Genomic DNA, 22,973 nt, shown 5'->3' with positions numbered 1-22,973 from the left:
TGGGTGAAGAGGTTAGTTGAACATGAAGTTCGAGGCGGAACCGCGCGGGCCGAACGAATTCTTGGCGACGACGATGGCGGTGCCGAGATTGTCGTTAACCTGAACCGAGGTCGAGCGCGCGGCGGGGGCCGGCAGTTCCGCGGTGTGGGCGGCAGCGACGGCGACCGGGGCGGCCGGGGGCGCAATCGGGGCGACCGGAGCGGGCGCGGTGGCGGTAACCGAGGAGGCAACGACAACCGGGGCGGCAACGACAACCGGGGCGGCGGTCGGTTCGCTGGCCTTGGCCACAACCGGGGCCTTAATTTCTTCGGGCTTGGCCGGAACGTCGATCGCGACAACCGAGCGTTCGGCCGTCATGTCGCGTTCGGCGGCGGAGACCGCCAGGGCCGAGCGGGTCAGGGCAACCCTTTGCAGGGCGTTCTTGGTGGGGGTGGTGCGGCGCGAAGGGTTGTAGACGAAGCCATCGGTGCGATAGACCTTGCTGCCGAAGCTGCTGCTGGGTTCGTACCAAACGCGGACCGTGGTCCAATCGTTCTTGAGCGAAACGTCGAGCACCGGCACCAGCTTGGTGATGGCGCCGCGACCGGCGCTGCGGACCGGGGCCCAATTGGCGTGATCAACCAGGATCATCCGGCTGTTGACGACCTTGTTGACCACCGAGACATGGCCGAAACGCATGGAGCCCTGACGGCCGAAAACCATGACGGCGTCGTTTTTGGGGGTGCGGCCACGATCATAGCGACCGGCGGCGGCATTCCACCACTTCCAGGCATCGCCTTGCAGATCAATACCGGAGATTTGGCGGGCATAGGGAACGCATTGAATGGCTTGGGCGGGAACCGCGAGGGCGGACAGCACGACGGCAGTCACAAGCGCGAGCAAGCCTTTCTGCATTATTCCCTCTCCCCTTCATTTATCGCCGTCACACCGACGAAGCCATTGATCTGGCCTTATGAACCGGGCCGATTGTGTCCATTTGAAAAGCCGATAGCAACCCTTTTGAATCGCTTTTTAGGGAAATTCCTTTCGTTTTGACCGTGCTATAGGGTTTTACGATACCATCGGCATAGGTTTTTCGGCTAAGGGGGCTTTCGGTCCAGCCTCGGTTCCGTCTATGATCGCCGCCCACACAATATTGAGCTTTTTTGACGACGAAAGGGGTGACCCGTGGGGCGATTGGTGGCGGTGTGCATGCTTGTGGCGGCGGGGTTCGCCTCGGTTCCTGCTTGGGCGGAGACCGGTCGGCCGGTCTTGATCGGCTCGGGCGAGGTGACCGGGTATTACTATCCGGCGGCTGGCGCCTTGTGTCGGGTGCTGAATAAGGAAGCTCCGGGCGGGCAGACGTGCGCGGTGTTGCCATCGTCGGGCTCGGCCGCCAATTTGGCCGCCTTGCGGGCTGGCACCGTCGAGCTTGCCGTGGTTCAGGCCCAAGCCGCCCAATTCGCCCAGGCCGGGACAGGGCCGTTCAAAGAGATCGGTCCCTTCGCTGAATTGCGGGCGATCATGAGTTTGCCGGGGGAATCGGTGCTGGTGCTGGCGCGGCAAGGCGCCGGCATTGAAAGCCTTGCCGATCTTAAGGGCAAGCGGGTCAATTTGGGGCGGCCCGGTTCGTTCCAGCGGGCCATGGCCGAAGCTACTTTGGACGCCGCTGGGCTGTCCGAAGGCGATTTGGCTCCGGCGGTCGAGCTGGAATTGTCGGAACAGACGCCGGAATTGTGCGAGGGCAATATCGACGCCGCCATCTATACCGGCTTTCACCCCATGCCGGAGGCGGAAATGGCGGTGAGCGAATGTGACGCCCAGCCCATCGCCATCAAATCGAAGACCTTGGAATCCTTTCTCAAGCACCATGCCTGGGTGACCCATGCCAGCGTGCGCAAGGGAAGCTATGACGGAGTGAAGGACGACATCGCCAGTCTTCAGGTCCGCGCCCTGCTGGTCAGCACGACCCGCATGAGCGGGGAGACGACGCATGACTGGCTTAAGGCCATTCATGCCAATTTCACCGCGCTCACCCATCTGCATCCGGTGTTGCGCGGCTTGACCAAGGCCGACAGCGCCCGCGATGGCATTCCCATTCCCCTGCATGATGGGGCCGACAAATTCTATGGCGAGACCGGATTGAAGTAATCAGGGGGCTGCGCCCCCGATTCGCCATAATCGCGTCATGGTCGCGACACGATGACCGGGCATTGTTGCCGGCATCGAAACACTCGAACCAAAGAGTTGACCATGATCCGCAAGGCCGTTCTTCCTGTCGCCGGTATGGGCACCCGTGTTCTGCCCGCCACCAAGGTGCTGCCCAAGGAGCTGCTGCCGGTGGTGGATAAGCCCCTGATCCAGTACGCGGTGGAAGAGGCGGCCGAGGCCGGCATCACCGACATCGTTCTGGTGACCGCCAAGGGCAAGGAATTGCTGGTTGACCATTTTGACCGCTCGCCCGAACTGGAACGCCAGTTGGAGGAACGCGGCAAGCTGGAATTGCTGGAAATCGCCCGCTCGACCTGCCCCAAAGGGGTGACCATCACCGCTGTTCGTCAGCCGGCCCCCTTGGGTCTTGGCCATGCGGTGTGGTGCGCCCGACCGGTGATCGGCAACGATCCTTTCGCCGTGCTGCTGCCGGATGATCTTATTCTCGGCAAGCCCGGCGCGCTGGCGCAGATGGTCAAGCAGTGGGAAATCACCCGTGGCCATTTGGTGGCGGTGGAGAACGTGCCGGTGGAGCACGTCAATCGCTACGGTATCTTGGACGTCATCGAGGAAAACGGCCAAGTGGCCCGGGCCCGCGGCATGGTGGAAAAGCCGACGCCGGACGAAGCGCCGTCGACCTTGTCGGTGATCGGTCGCTATATCCTTGATCCGGTGGTGTTCGACGCTCTGGAACGTAAGCAAAAAGGCCAGGGGGGAGAAATCCAGCTCACCGACGCCATCGCCGCCACCATCGCCCAGGTCGGGCTGTCCGGGTTTCGCTTTGTCGGCGCCCGTTACGACTGCGGGACCAAGGCCGGCTATGTTCAGGCGATCATCGATCAAGCCCTGGCCCACCCCGATACCGCCGCCGCCATTCACGCCCATATTCAGGGCATGACCGGCCGCCGCGTCGCCTGACTTTTCCGATTGTCCCCCCGCCTTAAGCCCGCCGGATCAACGACCGGCGGGCTTTTTTTGCTGTCAGGCGTAGATATCGACGATGCCGCCGCGCGGGGCGCCTTGTTGCTGGGCTTGGCGGATGACGTCTTGCGGGGCTTGGGCGAATTGGGCAATGCGGTTTTGCGCTTCGGTCAGCGCCTGAGCCTGAGCCTGAACTTGCGCCTGCGCGGCGGCGGCTTCGCCGTTGGCGCTGGGGGCTGCGCCGGGCTTGACCGAGTCGGGCGATTGGCCGCGGCGAACCGCCTGCACTTCAGCGGCGCTGTAGCACAGGAAGCCGTTCACCATGACCGGATAGGTCACTTGCGACGAAACGCTGGAGGTCACGGTCGAGACGGGCATGGTTGCCTCCTCACCTCACCGTCGATAATTAACCGATAAATTATAGCACGAATTGGGGCCGTGCGGGGTATCGATCCGGTTGGAAAAAAACAGAACGCCCCAAGGCTGAGCCATGGAGCGTTTTAAGTCTTTGGTCATACTGATTGTTTAGACAAAGGTGTACATTCAATATCTATCTGTGTCCAGGCCGGATTGGCCCTGTCACCTCTTCTTCATCGAACAAAGCGGTCAGTTGACGCATGACGGCGCCGCCCAGCTCCTCGGCGTCCATGATGGTGACGGCGCGGCGGTAATAGCGGGTGACGTCGTGACCGATGCCGATGGCGATCAGTTCCACCGGCGATTTTGTTTCCACATAGTCGATGACGTCGCGCAGATGCTTTTCCAGGTAATTACCGGAATTGACCGACAAGGTGGAATCGTCGACCGGGGCGCCGTCGGAAATCACCATCAGGATGCGGCGTTGTTCGTTGCGTCCCATCAGGCGGTCATGCGCCCATAGCAACGCCTCGCCGTCGATGTTTTCCTTCAAGATGCCTTCGCGCAGCATCAGCCCCAGATTCTTGCGGGCGCGGCGCCAGGGGGCGTCGGCGGCCTTGTAGACGATGTGACGCAGATCATTCAGGCGGCCGGGCTGTTGCGGCTTGCCGTCGGCTTGCCATTGCTCGCGTGCTTGGCCGCCTTTCCACGCCTTGGTGGTGAAGCCCAGAACCTCGACCTTGACGGCGCAGCGTTCCAAGGTGCGGGCCAGGATCTCGGCGCTCATGGCGGCGACGGTGATCGGGCGGCCGCGCATGGAGCCGGAATTATCGATCAGCAGCGTCACCACGGTATCGCGGAAATCGGTTTCCTTTTCGATCTTGAACGACAGCGAGTGGGTGGGATTGGCGACGATCCGGGCCAAGCGGCCGGTATCGAGCATGCCTTCTTCCAGGTCGAAAGCCCAAGAGCGGGTTTGCTGCGCCATCAATTTGCGCTGCAGGCGGTTGGCCAGTTTCGCGACTACGCCCTGCAAATGGCTCATTTGCTGGTCAAGTTGATTGCGCAGCCGGCTCAGTTCTTCCGGCTCGCACAATTCTTCCGCCACGATCACTTGATCGTATTTGGTGGTATAGGGGTGATAGGGCTTTTCGCCATTGGCCCCGGCTTGCGGGGTGAAATTCTGGCGCTGGCGCGATGGCCCGCCGGCTTCCTCGGTGCCGGCGCCGGCCATCAGCACTTCCTCGGATGCGCTTTCCAGCCCGTCTTGTTCGCCCGAGCCTTCGGCGGCGCTGGGGGCCGCCTTGGGTTGGCCCTCGCCCTGTTGGCCCTGGCTTTGACTGTCGCTTTCCTTGTCCTTGGATCCTTCGGATTGGCCCTCGCGCGCGTCCTGGCCTTCTTCGTCCGATTGCTTTTCTTCCGATTCCAGTTCGCTGTCGGCGAAAATATCCAATTGGAACAGCAGATCCTTAAGCCCGCCGGAGAAACCGTCTTCGTCGGCGATCAGGTCTTTCAACCGATCCAGGCCGCCGCCGATTTTTTCCTCGATGAAGGGGCGCCACAGATTGACGGCGCGTTCCGCCGCCGCCGGCGGTTCGGCTCCGGTGAAATGTTCGCGGGCGATGAAGCGCATGGCTTCCGCCAAGGGCATGTCGTCACGCTTGGTGATGCGGTCCAGACCTTCGGCGCGACAGCGTTGTTCCAGCACCCCGGCGATGTTCTCGGCGACGCCGGCCATGCGCCGCGCCCCCAACGCCTCGATGCGGGCCTGTTCCACCGCCTCATAGACCTTGCGGGCCTGCGGGTCGGGCGGCATGCGGCGGGCGTGGACGGCGTCATTGTGATAGCGAAAACGCAGCGCCACCGCATCGGCGGTCCCGCGCAGGCGCACCAGATCGCCCGCCGTCAGGTTCTTTTGCGGGCTCGGCAGCTTGATTTCGACGCCGCGGACGCTGGCGGCGCCGGGCGAATAGCCGATATCCAGATCGGCGCGGCCGGCAATGGCGCGCAACGCCATGGCGGTGGCCCGCTTCATGGTGTCGGCGGGGCTTTCTTCCCGCGCTGGCGTCGATGACGACGGCGGGGCTGAATTGCGCTCGGGCACCAGCCAGCCTCCTTATAGGGCGACCCGCGCCAAGGTTTCGGGCAGTTCGACGCCAAAGCACCGCTGATAATATTCGGCGATGACCGGGCGCTCGACCTCGTCGCATTTGTTGAGGAAGGTCAGGCGGAAGGCAAAGGCGATATCGCCGAAGATGCTGGTGTTTTCGGCCCAGGTGATCACCGTGCGTGGGCTCATCACCGTGGAAATGTCGCCATTCATGAAGCCTTGGCGTGACAGATCGGCCAGCGACACCATGCGGCTGATCTGGGTGCGGCCTTCGTCGGTGTCATATGTCGGCAGCTTGGCGGCGATGATGGCGCATTCGGCGTCGTGTTCCAGGTAGTTCAAGGTGGCGACGATGTTCCACCGGTCCATCTGGCCTTGGTTGATCTGCTGGGTGCCGTGGTACAGGCCGGTGGTGTCGCCCAGGCCGACGGTGTTAGCGGTGGAGAACAGGCGAAAGGCCGGATGCGGGCGGATGACCCGGTTCTGATCCAGCAGGGTCAGCTTGCCCTCGACTTCCAGCACGCGCTGGATGACGAACATGACGTCGGGGCGGCCGGCATCGTATTCATCGAACACCAGGGCACAGGGATGCTGCAACGCCCACGGCAGGATGCCTTCGCGGAATTCGGTGATCTGCTTGCCGTCCTTCAAGACGATGGCGTCCTTGCCGATCAGGTCGATCCGGCTGACATGGCTGTCCAGATTGACGCGGATGCATGGCCAGTTCAGCCGCGCCGCCACTTGTTCGATATGGGTGGACTTGCCGGTGCCGTGATAGCCCTGAACCATGACGCGGCGATTAAAGGCGAAACCGGCAAGGATGGCCAAGGTGGTGTCGCGGTCGAAGCGATAGGCGGGATCAATGTCCGGAACGTGTTCCGAGCCGACGCTGAAGGCGGGGACGCTCAGATCGACGTCGAGGCCGAAAACGTCACGGACGTTCAAGGTGATGTCGGGCATGGCGAGCGGGTGGTCCGAAGCGAGCGGGCTGGCAGTATTCGCGGTCATGATGGTGAGCTTTTCCCTTTTGGCCGGTCGAGTCCGGCGTTCAGTCTTCAGCGGTCAGGCTGTCAAGCAAGGCCTTATAGGCCAAAGAGATCTGTTTGAAGGTCTCCTCGGCATCCTTGTCGCCGCCATTGGCATCGGGATGATGCTTTTTGACCAGTTTCTTGTAACACGCTTTCAGGGTGGCAACGGATGGCATTTCCGTCAACCCCAGGACGCGCAGGGCTTCTTCTTCCGGGGAAGGGGGGCGGGTGCGGGCTTTTTTCATCTCTTCCGCCTCTTCCTCGAACACGCCCAAGGGGTCGTGCATGGAAAAGGTAAAGTGCTTGTTGCCGGTTTTGGCCCCCAGCGGCCAGGTCTGGCGTTGCCAGGTGGTCGAGCGGCGGATCTCGTCCTCGATCTCGCTGGCGGTCATGCCTTTGTAGAAATCCCACGAGGCGTTATAGGCGCGGACATGGTTCAGGCAGAACCAGTAATACTGATTCAATTGGTCGCGGGCCCGCGGCGCCCGGTATTCGCCGGCGGCGGTGCACTCAGGGTGGTCGCAAGTCCGCGTTGCCGCTTGCGGCGGCGGTTCGGGGGACCTGTTCGACCACGCGCGTTTCGAAGCGTTGGCTTTCATCCGCCTATAATGATGGGCGGCGGCGAGCGAGGCAAGGTGAGGATAATCTGGCATACAAAAGGCATGCTTTGCCACCTGTTGCGTGTCGAGGCGCGAAGATCAAACCGGTTGATGGTAACCATTAAGATTCTGGCAAATATAGCTTTTCGTTTGTATGGCTTTATGGTTAGTTTTGTCTAATTTAACTAAGCCCACTACTAATGTCGGCTGACATTCGCTTTAGTGGATCAAAGGCGGGGGTTGCCATGAATTTACGGAATGCATCTATTAGTGTTCGAATCTGGTCGCCAGTCATTCTTTTGATTGTCGCCTTCGTGCTGATGGCGGGATACAGCCTGAAGCTGATTTCGGCATCGGTGATGGACGAGCATCAGGCCAAGGTCCAAGACATCGTCGAGACCGCTATCGGCGTCATGGCCAACTATCGTCAAGAAGTCGAAGCCGGGCGCCTGTCCGAGGACGAGGCCCGCCGTCTCGCGTTCCTGGCCCTTGACGGCATGCGCTTTGGAAAAGGCGACTACGTTTTCGTCACCGCCCTGGATGGGACCACTTTGGTGAACACCAACAAGGCGATGATCGGGAAAAACATGGCCGGGGTCAAGGACGCCAACGGCGTTTCCTTCGCCTTGGACCTGATCAAGGCCGCCCAGCAAGGCGGTGGTTTTGTGTCGTATAGTTGGATCCGGGCAGGATCGGACAAACCTTCTCCCAAGGTGTCATACGCCCAACTCGCCAAGGGCTGGAATGTGGTGGTCGGAACGGGTGTCTATGTCGATGACGTCGATGAGATGGTCCGTGGTCTGGCCCTGGAAATGGGCATGGTTGCCGCTCTTGTCATCGTTATTGGTTTGACGTTGGCCTGGTTGGCGATCCATTCGGTGGTCTCGCCGCTGGGGGGCTTGACACGGCGCATGCATGGCTTGGCGACGGGGGATGTCGATAGCCCGGTGGTCGGCGATGATCGCGGCGACGAGATCGGCGGCATGGCCAAGGCCCTGCTGGTGTTCCGCGACAATGCTCGCGACAAGGTGCGACTGGAAGCCGAACAGGAAGAGGCGGCCAAGCGGGCCGAAGCCGAGCGCGTCGCCGGCATGGCTCGTGTCGCCGACAGCTTCGAAGCCAGTGTCGGCGATATCGTCGGCGCCGTGGTCAGTGCCGCCGGCAATCTGCGCTCCATCGCCCAAGGAATGCGGGAAACCGCCGCCATCGGCCGTGAAAGCGCCACTCAGGTGGTCAGCGCGGCGGAAGAGGCTTCGGCCAACGTGCAGACGGTGGCCGCCGCCAGCGAGGAATTGTCGGCGGCGATCAGCGAGATCGGCCAACAGGTCACGCGGTCATCCGACATCAGCGCCGAAGCGGTGACCGAGGCCGGCCGCGCCAACGAGATGGTGCAGGGGCTGTCCCAGGCGGCGGCCCGCATCGGCGAGGTGGTCAAGCTGATCAACGACATCGCCAGCCAGACCAATTTGCTGGCGTTGAACGCCACCATCGAGGCGGCGCGCGCCGGCGATGCCGGCAAGGGTTTCGCCGTGGTCGCCAACGAGGTCAAGGCGCTGGCCAATCAGACCGCCAAGGCGACCGAGGAAATCGGCTCCCAGATCAACGGCATTCAAGCCGAGACGCGGGCGACCGTGACGTCGATCGAGGGCATGGGCGGCACCATCACCAATATCAACCAAATCGCTTCGGCCATCGCGGCCGCGGTTGAAGAGCAGAACGCGGCAACCCAGGAAATCAGCCGCAACGTCCAATTGGCGGCCGAGGGCACCAACAGTGTCTCGCGCAATATCAGCACTGTCCGCGAAGCCGCCGGCGAAACCGCGCAAGCGGCCGAGGGGTTGCTGTCGGCGGCCGAATTGCTGGGCAGCCAAAGCGAAAGGTTGCGGGCCGAAGTGCAAAACTTCCTGCACTCGGTGCGGGCGGCTTGATCGCCTAAGTTGCGCTTGTTGCGGCTCTGCGCCGCTTTCCATGTTAGCTTCTCCGGTGTTCGTTTCCGCCGGAGAAGCTCCATGGCCAGGCATCCGATTCCGCCGACTCGCTATCCCGCCCCTGCCGCCGCGGTGGCGCAGCCTGTTCGGGCTGCGCCAGTCAAGCCGGTGGCCGGTCACGCCATTCCGCCCACCCGCTACGGTTCCGCTCCGGCGATGACGGTGCAGGCCAAGACCGCCGCCGCCATTCCGCCCACCCGCTTCGGCCCGGCCGCCGCCGCCCGGCCGCTCGTCCCTGGTCGCTGCTTGCAGGCAATGGAGATGAAGGTGAACGTTCCGGCCAAGGATCCTTTCGCCTCCGTGCGGATGAAGCTGAAGATGGCGGGCATCGGCGACGTCACGTTGCAGGACGAGATCATTGCCGCCGCCCAACAGGCGGCCGCGAACAAGGAGGGCAATGCGACGGTCAAAAAAATGGCCTTTGAAGGAATCATCCGCCAAGCAGTGCTGGAAAAAACCAAGGCCACGGCGAAGAAAAGCGCGCCGCGGACCAGTCCGGCCAATTGCCTGCATTTCGCCCTGATAATGGCGCGCAAGGGGGCGGGGGGTGCCTCCATTCTGGATGCGGCGATTGATTGGGCGGGGGAAAGCGCCAAGGTGATGGCTTGGGTTCAGGGCCAGCAAAAAGTGCCGCTGAAAGATCGGGTGCCATACACCATCGCCGGTCTGTGTACCCTGGTCTTCATTGCCATTGATGACGCTTTCGACGACCAGCCCGGCATCGTCGTCGGCGCCTATGACAAAACCACCACCCTGGGCGAGGTTACCGAGGAAGAACGCGAAATTCAGGATGCCCATTATTTTTTCGGGGGTCAGGGGACGTTCCATGGCGTGCCCAGCGTCGCCGACCAGAACGTTGCCGACGTCGCCGTCGATGGGTTGCGCTTCGCGCAAAAAACCTCGATGGAGGAGCGCACGCCGACCGGATTGATCAAGGGCCGGATTGTCGTTTCCCACTGGCTGTGAGTGCCGGCTTTTTGCCGGGCGGGGCTTGACGCTGGTGGTTTTCCCCCCCAGATCCTGCTTTCCATCGGCGAAAGGATGTCCTCATGTCGGTTCGTGCCGCCATCGAAAGCAAGTTGACCTCGGCCCTGACGCCGCAAAGCCTGGAGATCATCGACGATTCCCATCGTCATGCCGGCCATGCCCATCGCATGACCGAGCCGGGCCACGCCGACCATGTCGGCGAAACCCATTTCAAGGTCGCCATTGTCGCCCAAGCCTTTGCCGGCAAGTCGCGGGTCGAACGTCACCGCATGGTCAACACCGTCTTGGCCGATGAATTGGCCGGTCCGGTCCATGCCCTGCAATTGGTGACGAAAACCCCAGACGAAGCTTAACCTCTTAGCCGCCGACGCCCCACGGAGCCGGCGCCAGGGCGACGATGCGGCTGTACAGCGACCGCATTTCCTCGCGGGCGTCCTCGGAAAACAGCGGGTCGCGGTTATCGGCGAAAGCGGCATCCAGGGCGCCCCAGTCCTCGGGGCTCAGTTCCTTGGCCGCCAGCGGCAGGATGATGCTTTCTTCCTTGTGCATGTGGCCCATGCTCATTTCGGCGTAAACGATCAGCATTTCGGCGAAACGGGCGGGGGCGCCGGCAACATTGGCATCGATCTCGGCCAAGGCGGCGCGCAGGCGGGCGATTTCCTCGGGGCCTTCGTGGTGTTCCTTTTCCAACTCGGCCAAGGTGGTTTCAGCCACCGAGCACACCCGGCGCAAGGCTTTGAAAAGATATTCGTTTTCCTTGGGGTGGTGGAAGCGTTCCGGGAAGGCGTCGATATAGTCGATGATGGCGGCCAGCAAGGCGGTGTCGAAGCTTTGACCATCGCGCATGGCGAAGCCGACGCTGCGCAGAACGTGAAGAACGCGGTACAAATTCCGGTGTTCTGATTTGATAATTTGCAAGGCGCTCATGATAGGAAATCCGCGCTATACGATAAGATTAACGAACATTATAATACACATTTTCACCAGTCAAGCCGACAAACTGTATCGCAAAGGAGATGCGCGTGACCAACGCCGATATTCATCCGCTGTTTCAGCCGTTCCGTCTTGGTGGTTTAGAGCTTTCCAACCGCCTGGTTATGGCGCCGCTGACCCGCAACCGCGCTGGCGCCGGCAACGTCGCCGCGCCGATGACCGCCGAATATTATGCGCAGCGGGCCAGTGCCGGCCTGATCGTCAGCGAAGGCTCGCAGGTCAGTCCCATGGGCCAGGGCTATCTGGCGACGCCGGGCATTCATTCCGCCGAACAGGTCGAGGGCTGGAAGCCGGTCACCGCCGCCGTCCATGCGGCCGGCGGCCGTATCTTCATGCAATTGTGGCATGTGGGGCGGATATCCCATGTTTCGTTGTTGCCGGGGCAGGCGGCGCCGCTGGCGCCTTCGGCCATCACCGCCGAGACCAAGACCTATCTGGGGCAGGGTTTCGAAGCGGTGTCGGCGCCGCGGGCGTTGGAAGTGTCCGAGATTGCCGGCATCGTCGACGATTTTCGCCGCGCCGCCGCCAATGCTCGGGCCGCTGGCTTTGATGGCGTGGAAATCCACGGCGCCAACGGCTATCTGATCGATCAGTTCATGAAGGATGGCGCCAATAAGCGCGACGACGCTTATGGCGGCTCTATCGACAACCGCACCCGCTTGCTGGCCGAGGTGACGCAGGCGGTCTGCGACCAAATCGGACGCGATCGCGTCGGCGTGCGGCTCTCGCCGGCCGGTCCCATCAATGATTGCGCCGACAGCAATCCGCAGCCCTTGTTCGAGATGGCCGTGGACAAGCTCAACGCCATCGGTCCGGTTTATATCCACATGATCGAAGGTCTCACCGGTCAGACTCGGGACACCAACCCGGCGGTGGATTTCGCCGCCCTTCGCCGCCGTTTCAGCGGCGTCTATATGGCCAATAACTGCCTGAACGTGGACAGCGCCAAGGCGGCCATCGACAGCCATGCCGCCGATCTGGTGTCGTTCGGGCGCGATTTCATCGCCAACCCCGATCTGGTCCGCCGCCTGCGTCAGGGTGCGGACCTGAACAGCCTGGACCGGGCCACGTTATATGGTGGCGGCCGTGAAGGGTATGTGGATTATCCGTCTCTACCGGCGTAAGCACAGCGCCGCTCCATCCCCGACCTTGGCCCCGACCTTGGCCCCGGCCCCGGCCATAAGGCCGGAGTCGGGGCGGTAGGGGATGGCACGGATACGGATAATCGCGTTCAAGCCCGTGGCGGCGCGGCGTCATGATCGCCGGCCGTTCAGGCGGCGCGGACGGTGGACAAGAAGCCGTCCACCGCCTCGCCCAGGGTTTGCGACTGGGCATTAAGGTCATTGGCCGCCACCAGCACGGTTTCGGCGGTGCTGGCGTTGGTTTCGGTGGCGTGGCTGACCTGGGTGATGCTGTCGCTGACGGCCTGGGCGCTGCCGGCCACCCGTTCCAGCGAGGATGCGATTTCCGCTGTCGCCGCTTCTTGTTCTTCGACGGCGGCGGCGATGCCTTGGGAAATCCCATCCAAGGTGCGGATGGTCTGGCCGATACCGCCAATGACGCCGACCACCGCATGGGCGGCACCGCGAATCTGGTCGATCTGGGTGGCGATTTCGGCGGTGGCCCGCGTGGTCTGATTGGCCAAGGACTTGACCTCGTTGGCGACCACGGCGAAACCCTTGCCGGCCTCGCCGGCGCGGGCGGCTTCGATGGTGGCGTTGAGCGCCAGCAGATTGGTCTGGCCGGCGATTTCGTTGATCAGGGTGACCACTTGACCAATATGCCGGGCCACTTCGGCCAGTTGGTCGGCGCTGGCCATGGCGGTGTCCACTTCCGCGACCGCCATGCGGCTGGTATCGGCGGACAAGGTGACCTGGCGGGCGATTTCACGAATCGATGCGGCCAATTCCTCGGTGGCGGTGGCGACGTTTTGCACGCCGGCCGAGGCTTGTTCCGACGATTGCGCCACGCTGACGGCGTGATGGCCGGCGTGACTGGCGCCGCTGTTCATGCTTTCGGCCGCCCCGCGCAAGGTATTGGCCGAGGCGAACACCTGGGTGACCACGCTGGACACCCGTTCCTCGAACACGCGGGCCATGTCGCGCAGGGCTTGGGTGCGTTCGGCTTCGGCCCGCCTTTTGGCTTCTTCCTGTTCCAGACGCATTTTTTCCAGGCCCAAGGCATTTTGCTTGAACACATCCATGGCCTGGGCCATGGCCCCGACCTCGTCCGAGCGGCGCCACGCCGGGATATCGACGAACAGGTTGCCTTGGGCCAGGGCGTTCATGGCGTTGGTCATCTGCCGCAACGGGCCGGCGATGGCGCGGGTCAGGGCCGAAGCCAGGACGATGCCGGCGATCAGGGCGAGAACCGTTCCCACCAGCACGCGGTCGCGGCCCGCATGGGATGTCTGTTCCGCCGCTTCGCCCTGGCGCTCGGAGAGAGCCTGATACTCGGTGCCGATTTGCCCGACCAGGGTGGTGGTGCGGTTGCCCAGATCCAGCATGCGATCATAGCTGGCGGAGGACATGGCGCCGCTGGTGTTGATTTCCGCCACCAGGACCGCCATGCCCGCGCGGTAATCGGCGAAGATGCGTTTGAGTTCGCTGAGGCGGCTGTCATTTTCGTCTTGTCGCACCAGGGCGGCAATGGCGCTGGCCAAGGCTTCGTCGGCGCCGGTCAGGGTGGCTTGGGTCTGCGGGGTGGCTTCCAGGGAATATTCCCGCAAGGCCCGGCGCAGCACCAGGAACTCGCGCTCGACCTGATTGGCGGCCAAGACGACGCGCTGGGTTTGGCGCAATTGGTCGAGATGGTCGTCGGCCCGGCCCATGCCATGGAGGGCGAAGCCGGAAACCATCGACAAAATGACCAGAACAACGGCGAAGCCGCCCAGCATGCGCTGGCCGATGGACAAGGAATGAAGCCGCATGACGCCCCCACGATTTCAGCTTTCGGAGGAGTCGGATTCTATGCGCTGATGTTGCGGTGCAACAGTGAAGGTTAACGGACTCTTAAGTGACCCTTTTGCGTTACTCTTTGGTCTCGTGCAGATGCATCCACTCGCGGCTTTCGAAGATGATGAAGGCGTCGATCATCGACCGATAGATGCGCTCGATGACGTCGGGATCGCAGCTTTCTTCCATGGCCATGTGGCGGACCTTCAAGACAATGGCCTCGATGCGGTCTTGGTCAACGACGGCGGCCTTGGTCTGCTTGAAGCCGGCGGCCTGTCGCACGTAATCGGCACGTTCGGCCAAAAGCGGCACGATCTGACGGTCCAGGCGGTCGATGTTTTCCCGCACGTCAGCCAGATTTTGGCACTTTGCCATGGTCGCGTCCCCTTTGTTCTTAATAAGCGTATTCGGAAAAAATCGGATCGACGCTGTGGTTCCAGCGCCCCTGATAGGCATCCAGCATTTCTTCGGCCGGAGTGCGGCCCGAGGCGGCGATGGCCTGCAAGGTGTCGAGATAGATGCTTTCGTCACGGCCCGAATCATTGCAGCGCTTGCGGTTGCGCAAGCCCTGCGCCGATAGGGCCAGGATTTCGACGCCGATGTCGCGCAGGCTGCGGCCGCCGACCTGTGCCCGCAAGCCCAGGCGTGGGGCGTCGGTGCGCAATTGCTCGCGTTCGGGCAAGGACCAATCCTTGACCACGTCCCAAGCGGCATCCAAGACGGCGCTGTCGTAAAGCAGGCCGACCCAAAAGGCCGGCAGCGCCGCCAGACGCCGCCACGGCCCGCCATCGGCGCCGCGCATTTCCAGGAACTTCTTCAGCCGCACTTCGGGGAAGGCCGTGGTCATGTGATCGGCCCAATCACCGATGGTCGGCACCTGGCCCGGCAGGGCCGGCAGCCGCCCGGCGAGGAAATCGCGGAATGACTGGCCCGAGGCGTCGATGTATTTGCCGTCGCGATAGACGAAATACATGGGGACGTCGAGCATGTAATCCACATAGCGCTCAAAGCCGAAGCCGTCTTCGAAGACGAAGGGCAGCATGCCGCAGCGGTCGGGGTCGGTATCGGTCCACACATCCGACCGCGACGACAACAGGCCCGAGGGCTTGCCGTCGATGAACGGGCTGGAGGCGAACAGCGCCGTTGCCAGGGGTTGCAGGGCCAGCGAAACCCGGAACTTCTTGACCATGTCGGCTTCGTTGGCGAAATCCAGATTAACCTGCACGGTGCAGGTGCGCAGCATCATGTCCAGGCCCTTGGCCCCGCGCTTGGGCATATAATCGCGCATGATCTGGTAGCGGCCCTTGGGCATCCACGGGGTGTCGGCGCGCCCCCATTTCGGCTGAAAGCCCATGCCGAGAAAACCGATGCCCAAGCCCTGAGCCACCTGCTTGACCTGCTTGAGGTGGGTATAGGTCTCGCAATTGGTTTGGTGGATATCTTCCAGCGGCGCGCCTGATAATTCCACCTGTCCGCCCGGTTCCAGCGTCACCGAGGCGCCGCTATCGTCGATCAGGGCGATGACGTGGCCGTCTTCCTCGATCGGTCGCCAGCCGAATTGGGTCATGCCCTCAAGCAAGGCGCGGATGCCGCGCTCGCCTTCGTATGGCAGCGGTCGCAAATCGTCGGTGGTGAAGGCGAACTTTTCGTGTTCGGTGCCGATGCGCCAATGCGATGACGGCTTGCTGCCCGAGGCCAGCCAATCGACCAGTTGCGCGCGCGCGGTGATGGGCTCGGCGCTGGGTTTGGCGGGTGCTGACATGAAGGGTGGACCTTGGCGACATGGGGGGCAGGGAACAAGCCGACACTCAGCAAACGCTTTCGCGTTTGCAGCGTCAAGCCCGCATTTCCCCATCATATGGGGGCAAGCTGGCGTTGCGCATCCTGGGGGAATGAAAAAAATTAAACCGCGTGGGCATGACCCAGGCCGTCGGGGTCGCGCAGCACATAGCCGCGTCCCCAGACGGTTTCAATGTAATTGTCGCCGCCGGTGGCGGTGGACAATTTCTTGCGCAATTTGCAGATGAAGACGTCGATGATCTTCAGTTCCGGCTCGTCGATGCCGCCATAGAGATGATTGAGGAATTGTTCCTTGGTCAGGGTCTGGCCCTTGCGCAGGGACAGCAATTCCAAGATGCCATATTCCTTGGCGGTCAGGTGCAAGGGGTCGCCGGTGACGTCGACGGTGCGCTGGTCCAGATTGACGGACAATTTGCCGGTTTTGATGATGGATTGGGCGTGGCCCTTGGAGCGGCGGACAATGGCCTGAATGCGGGCGACCAATTCGCCTTTGTCGAAGGGCTTGGTCAGGTAATCGTCGGCGCCGAAGCCCAGTCCCTTGATCTTCTTGTCCGGCTCGGTCAAGCCCGACAGGATCAGCACCGGCGTTTCAATGCGCGAGGCGCGCAGGCGGCGCAGCACCTCATAGCCGTCCATGTCCGGCAGCATCAGGTCCAGCAGGATGATGTCGTAATCGTACAGCTTGCCGATCTCAAGCCCATCCTCGCCCAGAGCGGTGGTGTCGACCACCATTCCCTCGGCCTTGAGCATGGTCTCGATGACCTGAGCCATCATCCGGTCGTCTTCGACCACCAGCACACGCATTCCCCGTACCCCGTACCGACTTCTTGAGGATTGAGTAACCATACGGGGGTAAGCTGGCGACTGCAAGTCGGCAAGCGCCCAACAAGATGGGATATCGCCTTGAAATTTCAGGTTCGCAACGTCATCTCCGATATCGACCGCCTTCCCAACGTCCAGGTTTACGGGCGTGTGGCCGGGGTTCAGGGCATGTTGGTCGAGGCTGGCGGCGTGCAACGCCAGATTTCCGTCGGGGATCGCTGCCACGTTGTCGCCCGTGATGGGCGGCGGGTCCCGTGCGAGGCGGTGGGGTTCCGCAATGGCCGCGCCTTGCTGATGCCGTTCACCGCCATTGACGGCATCGGCCTGGGGTGTCGCACCGAAGTCCACGAAACCGATCCGGTGGTTCACCCCTGCGAGGCCTGGCTGGGCCGGGTCATCAATGCTTTCGCCCAACCGGTGGATGGCCTGGGGCCGCTGCCCATGGGCGACGATTCCTATCCCATCCGCGCCACCCCGCCTTCAGCCCATGCCCGTCAACGCGTTTCCGGCAAGGTCGATCTGGGGGTGCGCGCCGTCAACACCTTCCTGACCATGTGTCGGGGGCAGCGCATGGGCATTTTCGCCGGTTCCGGCGTCGGCAAATCGTCGATTTTGTCGATGATGGCCAAGAACACGTCATGCGATGTTTCGGTCATCGGCCTGATCGGCGAACGAGGCCGCGAAGCGCGTGAGTTCATCGAGGATGATCTTGGCCCCGAGGGCATGAAACGCTCGGTCATCGTGGTCTCGACCTCGGACGAAAGTCCGCTGATGCGGCGTCAAGCCGCCTATCTGACCCTGTCGGTGGCGGAATTTTTCCGCGATCAGGGCAAGGACGTGCTGTGCATGATGGATTCGGTCACCCGCTTCGCCATGGCCCAGCGCGAAATTTCCCTGTCGGCGGGCGAGCCGCCGGCCTCGAAGGGCTATACCCCAACCGTGTTCGCCGAGTTGCCGCGTCTGCTGGAGCGCGCCGGGCCGGGCACCGGCAAGGGCTCGATCACCGGTCTGTTCACCGTTCTGGTCGATGGCGACGACCACAACGAACCCATTTCCGACGCGGTGCGCGGGATCTTGGATGGCCACATCGTGCTGGACCGCGCCATCGCCGATCGTGGCCGCTATCCGGCGGTCAATATTTTGCGCAGCGTCTCGCGCACCATGCCGGGCTGCAACAACGAACAGGAAAACGCCCTGGTCAGCCGCGCCCGCAAGCTGCTGGCCACCTATGAAGACATGGCCGAGCTGATCCGCCTGGGCGCCTATCGCAAGGGCACCGATCCGGCGGTGGATGAGGCTGTCCATTATTACCCCATGCTGGAAAAACTGCTGACCCAGGGCAAGAAGGACGCCACCTCGTTGCACGATTGCTATGCCCAGCTGGCCCAGGTGTTGGGCATGCCGTTCGACGGCGATGGAATGGGCCGGCGCTAAGCCATGGCCAAGCCGGCAAAAGGCTTGAAGACGCTGATCCGTCTGGCCAAGTTCGAAGTGGATGAAAAGCGGCGGGTGCTGACCGCGCTCCAGAGTCAGGAAGAAAAAACCCTGCATGACATCCTGCAATCCGAGGTGCGGTTGCGCCAGGAACAGGAATTGGCCGCCGCCGACGCCACCGGCATCGGCTTCATGTACGGTGCGTATCACCGCGCCTGGATGGTGCAGCGGCAGAATTTGTTCGCCCGTCTCAACACCATCCGCCAACAGGTCGAAATCGCCCGCGACGAACTGGCCGAGGCCTTTCGCACCCAAAAAACCTATGAAGTCACCCAAGCCAATCGCGAGAAACGCGAACAGGAAGAGGCCGACCACAAGGAACAGATTTTCCTCGACGAGGTCGGCATGACCCAGCACCGCCGTAAAACGGAAGAGGCGGAGTAGGATTTCCCGCTTTCCCAATAATTCGCCGTTTACACCATAAAGCTGGTTTCTGCGCACAAGGCGAAGCCGCTAAACTCGCCCGAACGGGGGGGAGATAAGGCGATGAAAAACGCTGCAATGCAGATTGTCGGCGCCGGGGTGGCGGCGATGCTGGCCTGTGGTGGGGCGCAAGCGCGCGACATCACCGTGGCGGTGCCGCGTTCGGTGCCGCCTTATGTCATCGCCGATGGCTGGCGCGGCATCGAATATGACGTGGTGCGCCAATCCCTGGCCAAGGTCGGGCTGACCATGGTGCCCAAGCTGACGGTGCTGGCCCGTGTGCCCAAGGAAATGCAATCGAACGATGTCGAGGCGGCATTGACCATGCAGCCGGGCACCGGGGTGGCGGCGTGTTATTCCCAATCCCACGTCACCTATCACAATTACGTCATCACCTTGGCCAAGGACGACCTGCGCATCGACTCGGTCGCCGATCTGGCCGACAAATCGGTGGTCGCGTTCCAAAACGCGCACATCTATCTGGGCGAGGATTACGCCCGCGCCACCAATACCGCCGCCAGCTACCGCGAGGAAGCCAATCAGGCGGTCCAGGCCTTGCTGCTGTATAGCGGGCGGGTGCAGGCGGTGGTGGCCGACGATAACATCTTTCGCTGGTTTGCCGGTCAAACCGACGTGCGCAGCCGGGTGGACGTGACGCAGAAATTGCGTCTGCACGAGGTTTTTCCCCCCACCCCGTACCAAGTGGCCTTTCGCGATCCGGCATTGTGCGCCCGCTTCAACGACGGGCTGGCGCAGTTGAGGGCCAGCGGCGAATTCGACCGCATCGTCAACTCTTACCTGTCGCAGATGGAAAGCAATCTGGCGCAATCGAGCCGATGAGGTTTTCGGCGCGCGGCTGTGCTATAGAGCCCGCACCATGATCCACGACGCTCTTTCTTCTCCGCCTCAGCCCACCGGCTGGACCGGCTATCTGGCCCCCGAGGGGTTCGAGGCCGAGTTGCGCCATGAACTGGGCGATATCGTCGCCGAGCATGGCCGGCTGTTGTTTTCCCCCGGTCCGGCCAAGCCGGCTGCCTGGGCGCAGAATGTCTGGCACGACGTGCTGCGCATTCCCGTCGCTTCCATTGGCGAGGGGGCGCGGGCGTTGAAGGCCATTCAGCGCAACTGGTGGCCCTATGCGCCGGGGCTGCATCGGCGCACGGCGCTGATGGTGGATAAATTGCCCAAGGTGTCGGCCAAGCCGCTGGAATTTGGCCAAAAGGCCCCCAGCGCCCCCTTGGGGTCGTTCACCTTGCTGGACGAACACACATTATTGGCGGCGCCGGTCTGTTCGTCGCCCTTCGCCAACGGCGAATGTCAGCTGATCGAGGACCGGGTCAATCCGCCCAGCCGCGCCTATCTGAAATTATGGGATGCCTTCACCGTGCTGGGCCGTGCCCCCGGACCGGGCGAGACCTGTCTGGACCTGGGCGCCTGTCCGGGCGGCTGGAGTTGGGTTTTGGCGTCGTTGGGGGCGTCGGTGATCGCCATCGACAAGGCGCCGTTGGACCCGCGCGTGGTGGCCATGCCCGGGGTTTCCATCCGCCAGGAAAGCGCCTTTGGTCTTGATCCCGCCAGTATCGGGCCGGTGGATTGGCTGTTTTCCGATATCATCTGCTATCCCGAGCGGCTGTACCGGCTGGTGCGGAATTGGCAAGACAGCGGTTTGGTGCGGAATTTCCTGTGCACCATCAAGTTCCAGGGCGAGACCGACCACGCCACCGCCGCCGCCTTCGCCGCCATTCCCGGCTCGAAACTCATGCATTTGTCCCACAACAAACATGAACTGACTTGGCTCCTTCTTAAGGATCAAAACGAAGGCAATGTTGCCTAGGAAGGGTGGACGCGGTAAACCATTGGGGTTCGGGCTTAATCCAAGGTTCTTTATCACATGAACGCCATCACTCTGCCGCCGCCGGTTGACATCGACGGCCCCACCAAGAAGGCTATCATCGACGGCCTCAAAAGGGTGTTGGCCCGCTTCCAGCAGGCGAGTCTGATCGATCCTGGCCTCAGCTATCAGGATTTGATCGCCCATCCGCAGCCGCTGGAACATTTCATCTCGGTGTTCATCGAGCATCGGGCCGAGTGCGACGACATCGTGATTGCCAAGGGGGGCAAGCCGGTGCGCGACGACGACCAGATTCTGGTCTGCAATGTCTCGCTCAATCAAATTCAGCAATTGTTGGTGCGCACCTGCGCCAAAAAAGTGTTCGAGGCGGAAAAGACGCCGCAGACGGTGACCGAGACGGTGACCAAAAAGGCGCTGTTTGGCCTGATCAAAAAGACCGAGCAGGTCGAGGTCACCCGCGTCGCCGCCGATCCGGTGGAAGAACGCAAGGTCCGCGAATTGATGCGCTATATCGCCTTTGGCTGGCAATTGCCGTTGCTGGAGGCCTATCGCCAGCATCTGCATTACCAGCAGGTGATGGCCATCGAAGAGGATATTTTAGCGCTGCGCAGCGCCGAATCGGTGGCCACGGTGGGGACGTTCAGCCCGGAAGTGCTGACCAAGGTCAAGGCTGCCGCCGGTCCCGATTTCGTCGATATCTTGCTGAACCGGCCCCAGGCGATCGCCGGCGTCGCCGTCTGGAACCGCGAGATGTACGAATTTTACCGCAAGTTGCTGGAAGATCACGCCTGGGATTTCTTCGCCCGCGACAAGGCGTTCTTTAACGTCGTCGCCGCCCTGGACAAGGCCAACGCCAAGGTCTATGGCGAGGTTCTCTGCTATATCGCCGCCGAAAACCTTGAGGAAATCCAGCGCCTGAATATCGACAAGGCGGAAGTTCTGGTCACCTCGCTGCGCCAGGCCTTTGGCAATAAGGCGCCCGTGGTCCTGGGGCACCCCAATCTGGGCAAAGACATCTTGCGCAAGGTGGTCGACAACCTGCTGCACATGAGCCAGGAAAAGGACAAGCTGATGACGTCCTTTGCCCTGACCTGCAAATCCATGGTCCCCGGCGTGATGGAATGGCTGGCCAAGCAGCCGCGTCCGTGAATGTGATGGCAGCGGAGTTTGGCGCCGCGATTCAAAGCATCGTCGGGATTGCCGGATTGGTGGCCATCACCTGGGCCTTGTCCGAGCAACGCCGCCACGTTTCGTGGCGGGTGGTGGTGGCTGGATTGCTCCTGCAATTTCTCATCGCCGCCTTGTTGCTGAAATTCCCGCTGTCGCAGACGCTGTTTTTGGGACTGAACCGGGTGGTGGCGGCGGTGCAATCGGCGACGATCGCCGGCACCTCCTTTGTTTTCGGGTATGTCGGCGGGGGGCGCTCGCCGTTTTCAATCACCGATCCGGCCGCCGGCTTTGTCTTGGCCTTTCAGGCGCTGCCGCTGGTCTTGCTGATGAGCGCGCTGTCGGCGCTGCTGTATCACTGGCGCATCCTGCCGCTGGTGGTCAAAGGCTTTTCGCGGCTGCTTGAACGCAGCCTGGGCCTGGGCGGCGCGGTCGGGGTGTCGTCAGCGGCCAATGCCTTCGTCGGCATGGTCGAGGCGCCGCTGCTGATCCGCCCCTATATGGCGACCATGTCCCGGGGCGAGCTGTTCGTGGTGATGACCGGCGGCATGGCCACCATCGCCGGCACCATGATGGTGCTTTACGCCACGTTCCTGACCGGGGTGATTGCCGATCCGGTCGGCCATCTGCTGACGGCGTCGTTGATCAGCGTGCCCGCCGCCGTCATGGTGGCCAAGATCATGGTCCCCGACGATACCCGGACCGGCGGTGGCGAAGCGCCGACGGCTTACGGCAGCTCCATGGATGCGGTGGTGCGCGGCACCACCGACGGGGTCGCCTTGCTCATCAACATCATCGCCATGCTCATCGTCTTGGTGGCGCTGGTGGCGTTGGTCAACAGCCTGCTCGGCCTGTTTCCCGATCTGTTCGGGGCGCCGGTCACCTTGCAGCGATTGTTCGGCTGGGTCATGGCCCCCATCGTCTGGCTGATGGGGATTCCGGCGTCGGAAATGGTGGCGGCTGGGGCGCTGATGGGCACCAAGACGGTGCTGAATGAATTGCTGGCCTATGTGGATCTGGCCCATTTACCGGCCGGCGTGCTGTCGGAACGCTCGCGCGTCATCATGACCTATGGGCTGTGCGGTTTCGCCAATTTCGGCTCGCTTGGGATCATGATCGCCGGGCTGTCGGCCATGGCGCCATCGCGGCGCGACGACATTGTCGCGCTTGGGGGACGGTCGATTGTTTCGGGAACCTTGGCGTCGTGCCTGACCGGTGCGGTGGTCGGGGTGCTGCTATGACCGCTCTGCTTGTAAAAGCAATTGTTTTCAGTCCGTTTACAAGCCGT

21 protein-coding genes and 1 pseudogene are annotated in these 22,973 nt (G+C 62.3%); 12 read left to right on the top strand and 10 right to left on the bottom strand.

Translation table 11 applies throughout. The features are described 5' to 3' along the window. Nucleotides 1-12 precede the first annotated feature (12 nt). Nucleotides 13-870: a CHAP domain-containing protein gene (locus tag KEC16_RS06835; RefSeq protein ID WP_346344048.1), complete on the bottom strand. Its 858-nt coding sequence runs from the start codon at nucleotides 868-870 to the stop codon at nucleotides 13-15. 297 nt (nucleotides 871-1,167) lie between these two features. Here KEC16_RS06835 and KEC16_RS06830 point away from each other — a divergent pair, with 297 nt between their 5' ends. Continuing rightward, nucleotides 1,168-2,130 carry a TAXI family TRAP transporter solute-binding subunit gene (locus tag KEC16_RS06830; protein WP_346344047.1) on the top strand — a complete coding sequence of 321 codons (963 nt, stop codon included), beginning with the start codon at nucleotides 1,168-1,170 and terminating at the stop codon, nucleotides 2,128-2,130. Nucleotides 2,131-2,232: 102 nt separating this feature from the next. After that, nucleotides 2,233-3,108, top strand: coding sequence for a UTP--glucose-1-phosphate uridylyltransferase GalU (galU, locus tag KEC16_RS06825; RefSeq protein WP_211547159.1), 876 nt, complete (start codon nucleotides 2,233-2,235; stop codon nucleotides 3,106-3,108). A 63-nt stretch (nucleotides 3,109-3,171) separates the two neighbouring features. On the opposite strand, the gene KEC16_RS06820 is transcribed toward galU, so the two are convergent. The 4 genes from KEC16_RS06820 to KEC16_RS06805 form a co-directional block, all read right to left on the bottom strand. Further along, nucleotides 3,172-3,489 carry a hypothetical protein gene (locus KEC16_RS06820; protein WP_211547157.1) on the bottom strand — a complete coding sequence of 106 codons (318 nt, stop codon included), beginning with the start codon at nucleotides 3,487-3,489 and terminating at the stop codon, nucleotides 3,172-3,174. Nucleotides 3,490-3,661: 172 nt separating this feature from the next. After that, nucleotides 3,662-5,572, bottom strand: coding sequence for a cobaltochelatase subunit CobT (gene cobT / locus KEC16_RS06815; protein ID WP_346344046.1), 1,911 nt, complete (start codon nucleotides 5,570-5,572; stop codon nucleotides 3,662-3,664). A gap of 12 nt (nucleotides 5,573-5,584) precedes the next feature. Beyond that, the gene (cobS, locus tag KEC16_RS06810) at nucleotides 5,585-6,586 is read right to left on the bottom strand and encodes a cobaltochelatase subunit CobS (protein ID WP_211547155.1); all 1,002 of its coding nucleotides are present in this window, start codon (nucleotides 6,584-6,586) and stop codon (nucleotides 5,585-5,587) included. A gap of 40 nt (nucleotides 6,587-6,626) precedes the next feature. After that, nucleotides 6,627-7,205 carry a J domain-containing protein gene (locus KEC16_RS06805; RefSeq protein WP_249208880.1) on the bottom strand — a complete coding sequence of 193 codons (579 nt, stop codon included), beginning with the start codon at nucleotides 7,203-7,205 and terminating at the stop codon, nucleotides 6,627-6,629. Between the two features lie 299 nt (nucleotides 7,206-7,504). On the opposite strand from KEC16_RS06805, the gene KEC16_RS06800 reads away from it, so the two are divergent. The 3 genes from KEC16_RS06800 to KEC16_RS06790 all read left to right on the top strand — a co-directional run bounded on the left by KEC16_RS06800 (nucleotide 7,505) and on the right by KEC16_RS06790 (nucleotide 10,533). Further along, nucleotides 7,505-9,133 (top strand): methyl-accepting chemotaxis protein, encoded by a 1,629-nt coding sequence (locus KEC16_RS06800; RefSeq protein WP_211547151.1) that lies wholly within the window; start codon nucleotides 7,505-7,507, stop codon nucleotides 9,131-9,133. Between the two features lie 81 nt (nucleotides 9,134-9,214). Continuing rightward, nucleotides 9,215-10,159, top strand: a complete 945-nt coding sequence (locus KEC16_RS06795) for a hypothetical protein (protein WP_211547149.1) — start codon at nucleotides 9,215-9,217, stop codon at nucleotides 10,157-10,159. An 83-nt stretch (nucleotides 10,160-10,242) separates the two neighbouring features. Beyond that, nucleotides 10,243-10,533: a BolA family protein gene (locus KEC16_RS06790; protein WP_211547147.1), complete on the top strand. Its 291-nt coding sequence runs from the start codon at nucleotides 10,243-10,245 to the stop codon at nucleotides 10,531-10,533. A gap of 4 nt (nucleotides 10,534-10,537) precedes the next feature. On the opposite strand, the gene KEC16_RS06785 is transcribed toward KEC16_RS06790, so the two are convergent. Next, a complete protein-coding gene (locus KEC16_RS06785) occupies nucleotides 10,538-11,107 on the bottom strand; it encodes a hemerythrin domain-containing protein (protein WP_211547145.1) in 570 nt (189 codons plus the stop codon). A gap of 95 nt (nucleotides 11,108-11,202) precedes the next feature. On the opposite strand from KEC16_RS06785, the gene KEC16_RS06780 reads away from it, so the two are divergent. Further along, the gene (locus tag KEC16_RS06780; RefSeq protein ID WP_428846054.1) at nucleotides 11,203-12,297 is read left to right on the top strand and encodes an alkene reductase; all 1,095 of its coding nucleotides are present in this window, start codon (nucleotides 11,203-11,205) and stop codon (nucleotides 12,295-12,297) included. Nucleotides 12,298-12,443: 146 nt separating this feature from the next. Here the strand turns inward: KEC16_RS06780 and KEC16_RS20265 are convergent. The 4 genes and pseudogenes from KEC16_RS20265 to ctrA all read right to left on the bottom strand — a co-directional run. Next, nucleotides 12,444-13,493: pseudogene (locus tag KEC16_RS20265) on the bottom strand (methyl-accepting chemotaxis protein); the annotation flags it as partial. A 709-nt stretch (nucleotides 13,494-14,202) separates the two neighbouring features. Continuing rightward, nucleotides 14,203-14,502: a chorismate mutase gene (locus KEC16_RS06770; protein WP_211547140.1), complete on the bottom strand. Its 300-nt coding sequence runs from the start codon at nucleotides 14,500-14,502 to the stop codon at nucleotides 14,203-14,205. A 19-nt stretch (nucleotides 14,503-14,521) separates the two neighbouring features. Further along, complete coding sequence (locus KEC16_RS06765; RefSeq protein WP_211547138.1) at nucleotides 14,522-15,889, bottom strand: glutamate--cysteine ligase; 1,368 nt, start codon at nucleotides 15,887-15,889, stop codon at nucleotides 14,522-14,524. 140 nt (nucleotides 15,890-16,029) lie between these two features. Continuing rightward, nucleotides 16,030-16,731 (bottom strand): response regulator transcription factor CtrA, encoded by a 702-nt coding sequence (gene ctrA, locus KEC16_RS06760; RefSeq protein WP_211547136.1) that lies wholly within the window; start codon nucleotides 16,729-16,731, stop codon nucleotides 16,030-16,032. Nucleotides 16,732-16,830: 99 nt separating this feature from the next. Between ctrA and fliI the strand changes: the two genes are divergently transcribed. From fliI to KEC16_RS06730, 6 genes are all read left to right on the top strand, one after another. Continuing rightward, a complete protein-coding gene (gene fliI / locus KEC16_RS06755) occupies nucleotides 16,831-18,183 on the top strand; it encodes a flagellar protein export ATPase FliI (protein WP_211547134.1) in 1,353 nt (450 codons plus the stop codon). Between the two features lie 3 nt (nucleotides 18,184-18,186). Further along, a complete protein-coding gene (locus KEC16_RS06750) occupies nucleotides 18,187-18,627 on the top strand; it encodes a flagellar FliJ family protein (RefSeq protein WP_211547133.1) in 441 nt (146 codons plus the stop codon). 102 nt (nucleotides 18,628-18,729) lie between these two features. Beyond that, on the top strand, nucleotides 18,730-19,506 hold the full coding sequence (locus KEC16_RS06745; RefSeq protein ID WP_211547131.1) for a substrate-binding periplasmic protein: 777 nt from the start codon (nucleotides 18,730-18,732) through the stop codon (nucleotides 19,504-19,506). Between the two features lie 37 nt (nucleotides 19,507-19,543). After that, nucleotides 19,544-20,500, top strand: coding sequence for an SAM-dependent methyltransferase (locus KEC16_RS06740; RefSeq protein WP_211547129.1), 957 nt, complete (start codon nucleotides 19,544-19,546; stop codon nucleotides 20,498-20,500). A 57-nt stretch (nucleotides 20,501-20,557) separates the two neighbouring features. Beyond that, nucleotides 20,558-21,667, top strand: coding sequence for a hypothetical protein (locus KEC16_RS06735; RefSeq protein ID WP_211547127.1), 1,110 nt, complete (start codon nucleotides 20,558-20,560; stop codon nucleotides 21,665-21,667). A gap of 5 nt (nucleotides 21,668-21,672) precedes the next feature. Then, the gene (locus KEC16_RS06730) at nucleotides 21,673-22,926 is read left to right on the top strand and encodes a NupC/NupG family nucleoside CNT transporter (protein ID WP_211547125.1); all 1,254 of its coding nucleotides are present in this window, start codon (nucleotides 21,673-21,675) and stop codon (nucleotides 22,924-22,926) included. Nucleotides 22,927-22,973 lie beyond the last annotated feature (47 nt).

The sequence above is a fragment of the Magnetospirillum sulfuroxidans genome (assembly GCF_018224925.1).
Lineage (GTDB): Bacteria > Pseudomonadota > Alphaproteobacteria > Rhodospirillales > Magnetospirillaceae > Magnetospirillum > Magnetospirillum sulfuroxidans.
Note: the sequence above shows the minus strand (reverse complement) of the source record. Positions and strands in the feature narration are given on the sequence as shown.

Excerpts from the sequence above, each read along its gene's own strand:
- KEC16_RS06730 (WP_211547125.1), top strand. The coding sequence starts at position 21,673 with ATGGCAGCGGAGTTTGGCGCCGCGATTCAAAGCATCGTCGGGATTGCC.
- KEC16_RS06785 (WP_211547145.1), bottom strand. The coding sequence starts at position 11,107 with ATGAGCGCCTTGCAAATTATCAAATCAGAACACCGGAATTTGTACCGC.
- KEC16_RS06765 (WP_211547138.1), bottom strand. The coding sequence starts at position 15,889 with ATGTCAGCACCCGCCAAACCCAGCGCCGAGCCCATCACCGCGCGCGCG.
- KEC16_RS06795 (WP_211547149.1), top strand. The coding sequence starts at position 9,215 with ATGGCCAGGCATCCGATTCCGCCGACTCGCTATCCCGCCCCTGCCGCC.
- KEC16_RS06805 (WP_249208880.1), bottom strand. The coding sequence starts at position 7,205 with ATGAAAGCCAACGCTTCGAAACGCGCGTGGTCGAACAGGTCCCCCGAA.
- KEC16_RS06820 (WP_211547157.1), bottom strand. The coding sequence starts at position 3,489 with ATGCCCGTCTCGACCGTGACCTCCAGCGTTTCGTCGCAAGTGACCTAT.
- ctrA (WP_211547136.1), bottom strand. The coding sequence starts at position 16,731 with ATGCGTGTGCTGGTGGTCGAAGACGACCGGATGATGGCTCAGGTCATC.
- KEC16_RS06735 (WP_211547127.1), top strand. The coding sequence starts at position 20,558 with ATGAACGCCATCACTCTGCCGCCGCCGGTTGACATCGACGGCCCCACC.
- KEC16_RS06790 (WP_211547147.1), top strand. The coding sequence starts at position 10,243 with ATGTCGGTTCGTGCCGCCATCGAAAGCAAGTTGACCTCGGCCCTGACG.
- galU (WP_211547159.1), top strand. The coding sequence starts at position 2,233 with ATGATCCGCAAGGCCGTTCTTCCTGTCGCCGGTATGGGCACCCGTGTT.
- KEC16_RS06745 (WP_211547131.1), top strand. The coding sequence starts at position 18,730 with ATGAAAAACGCTGCAATGCAGATTGTCGGCGCCGGGGTGGCGGCGATG.
- cobS (WP_211547155.1), bottom strand. The coding sequence starts at position 6,586 with ATGACCGCGAATACTGCCAGCCCGCTCGCTTCGGACCACCCGCTCGCC.
- KEC16_RS06740 (WP_211547129.1), top strand. The coding sequence starts at position 19,544 with ATGATCCACGACGCTCTTTCTTCTCCGCCTCAGCCCACCGGCTGGACC.
- KEC16_RS06770 (WP_211547140.1), bottom strand. The coding sequence starts at position 14,502 with ATGGCAAAGTGCCAAAATCTGGCTGACGTGCGGGAAAACATCGACCGC.
- KEC16_RS06750 (WP_211547133.1), top strand. The coding sequence starts at position 18,187 with ATGGCCAAGCCGGCAAAAGGCTTGAAGACGCTGATCCGTCTGGCCAAG.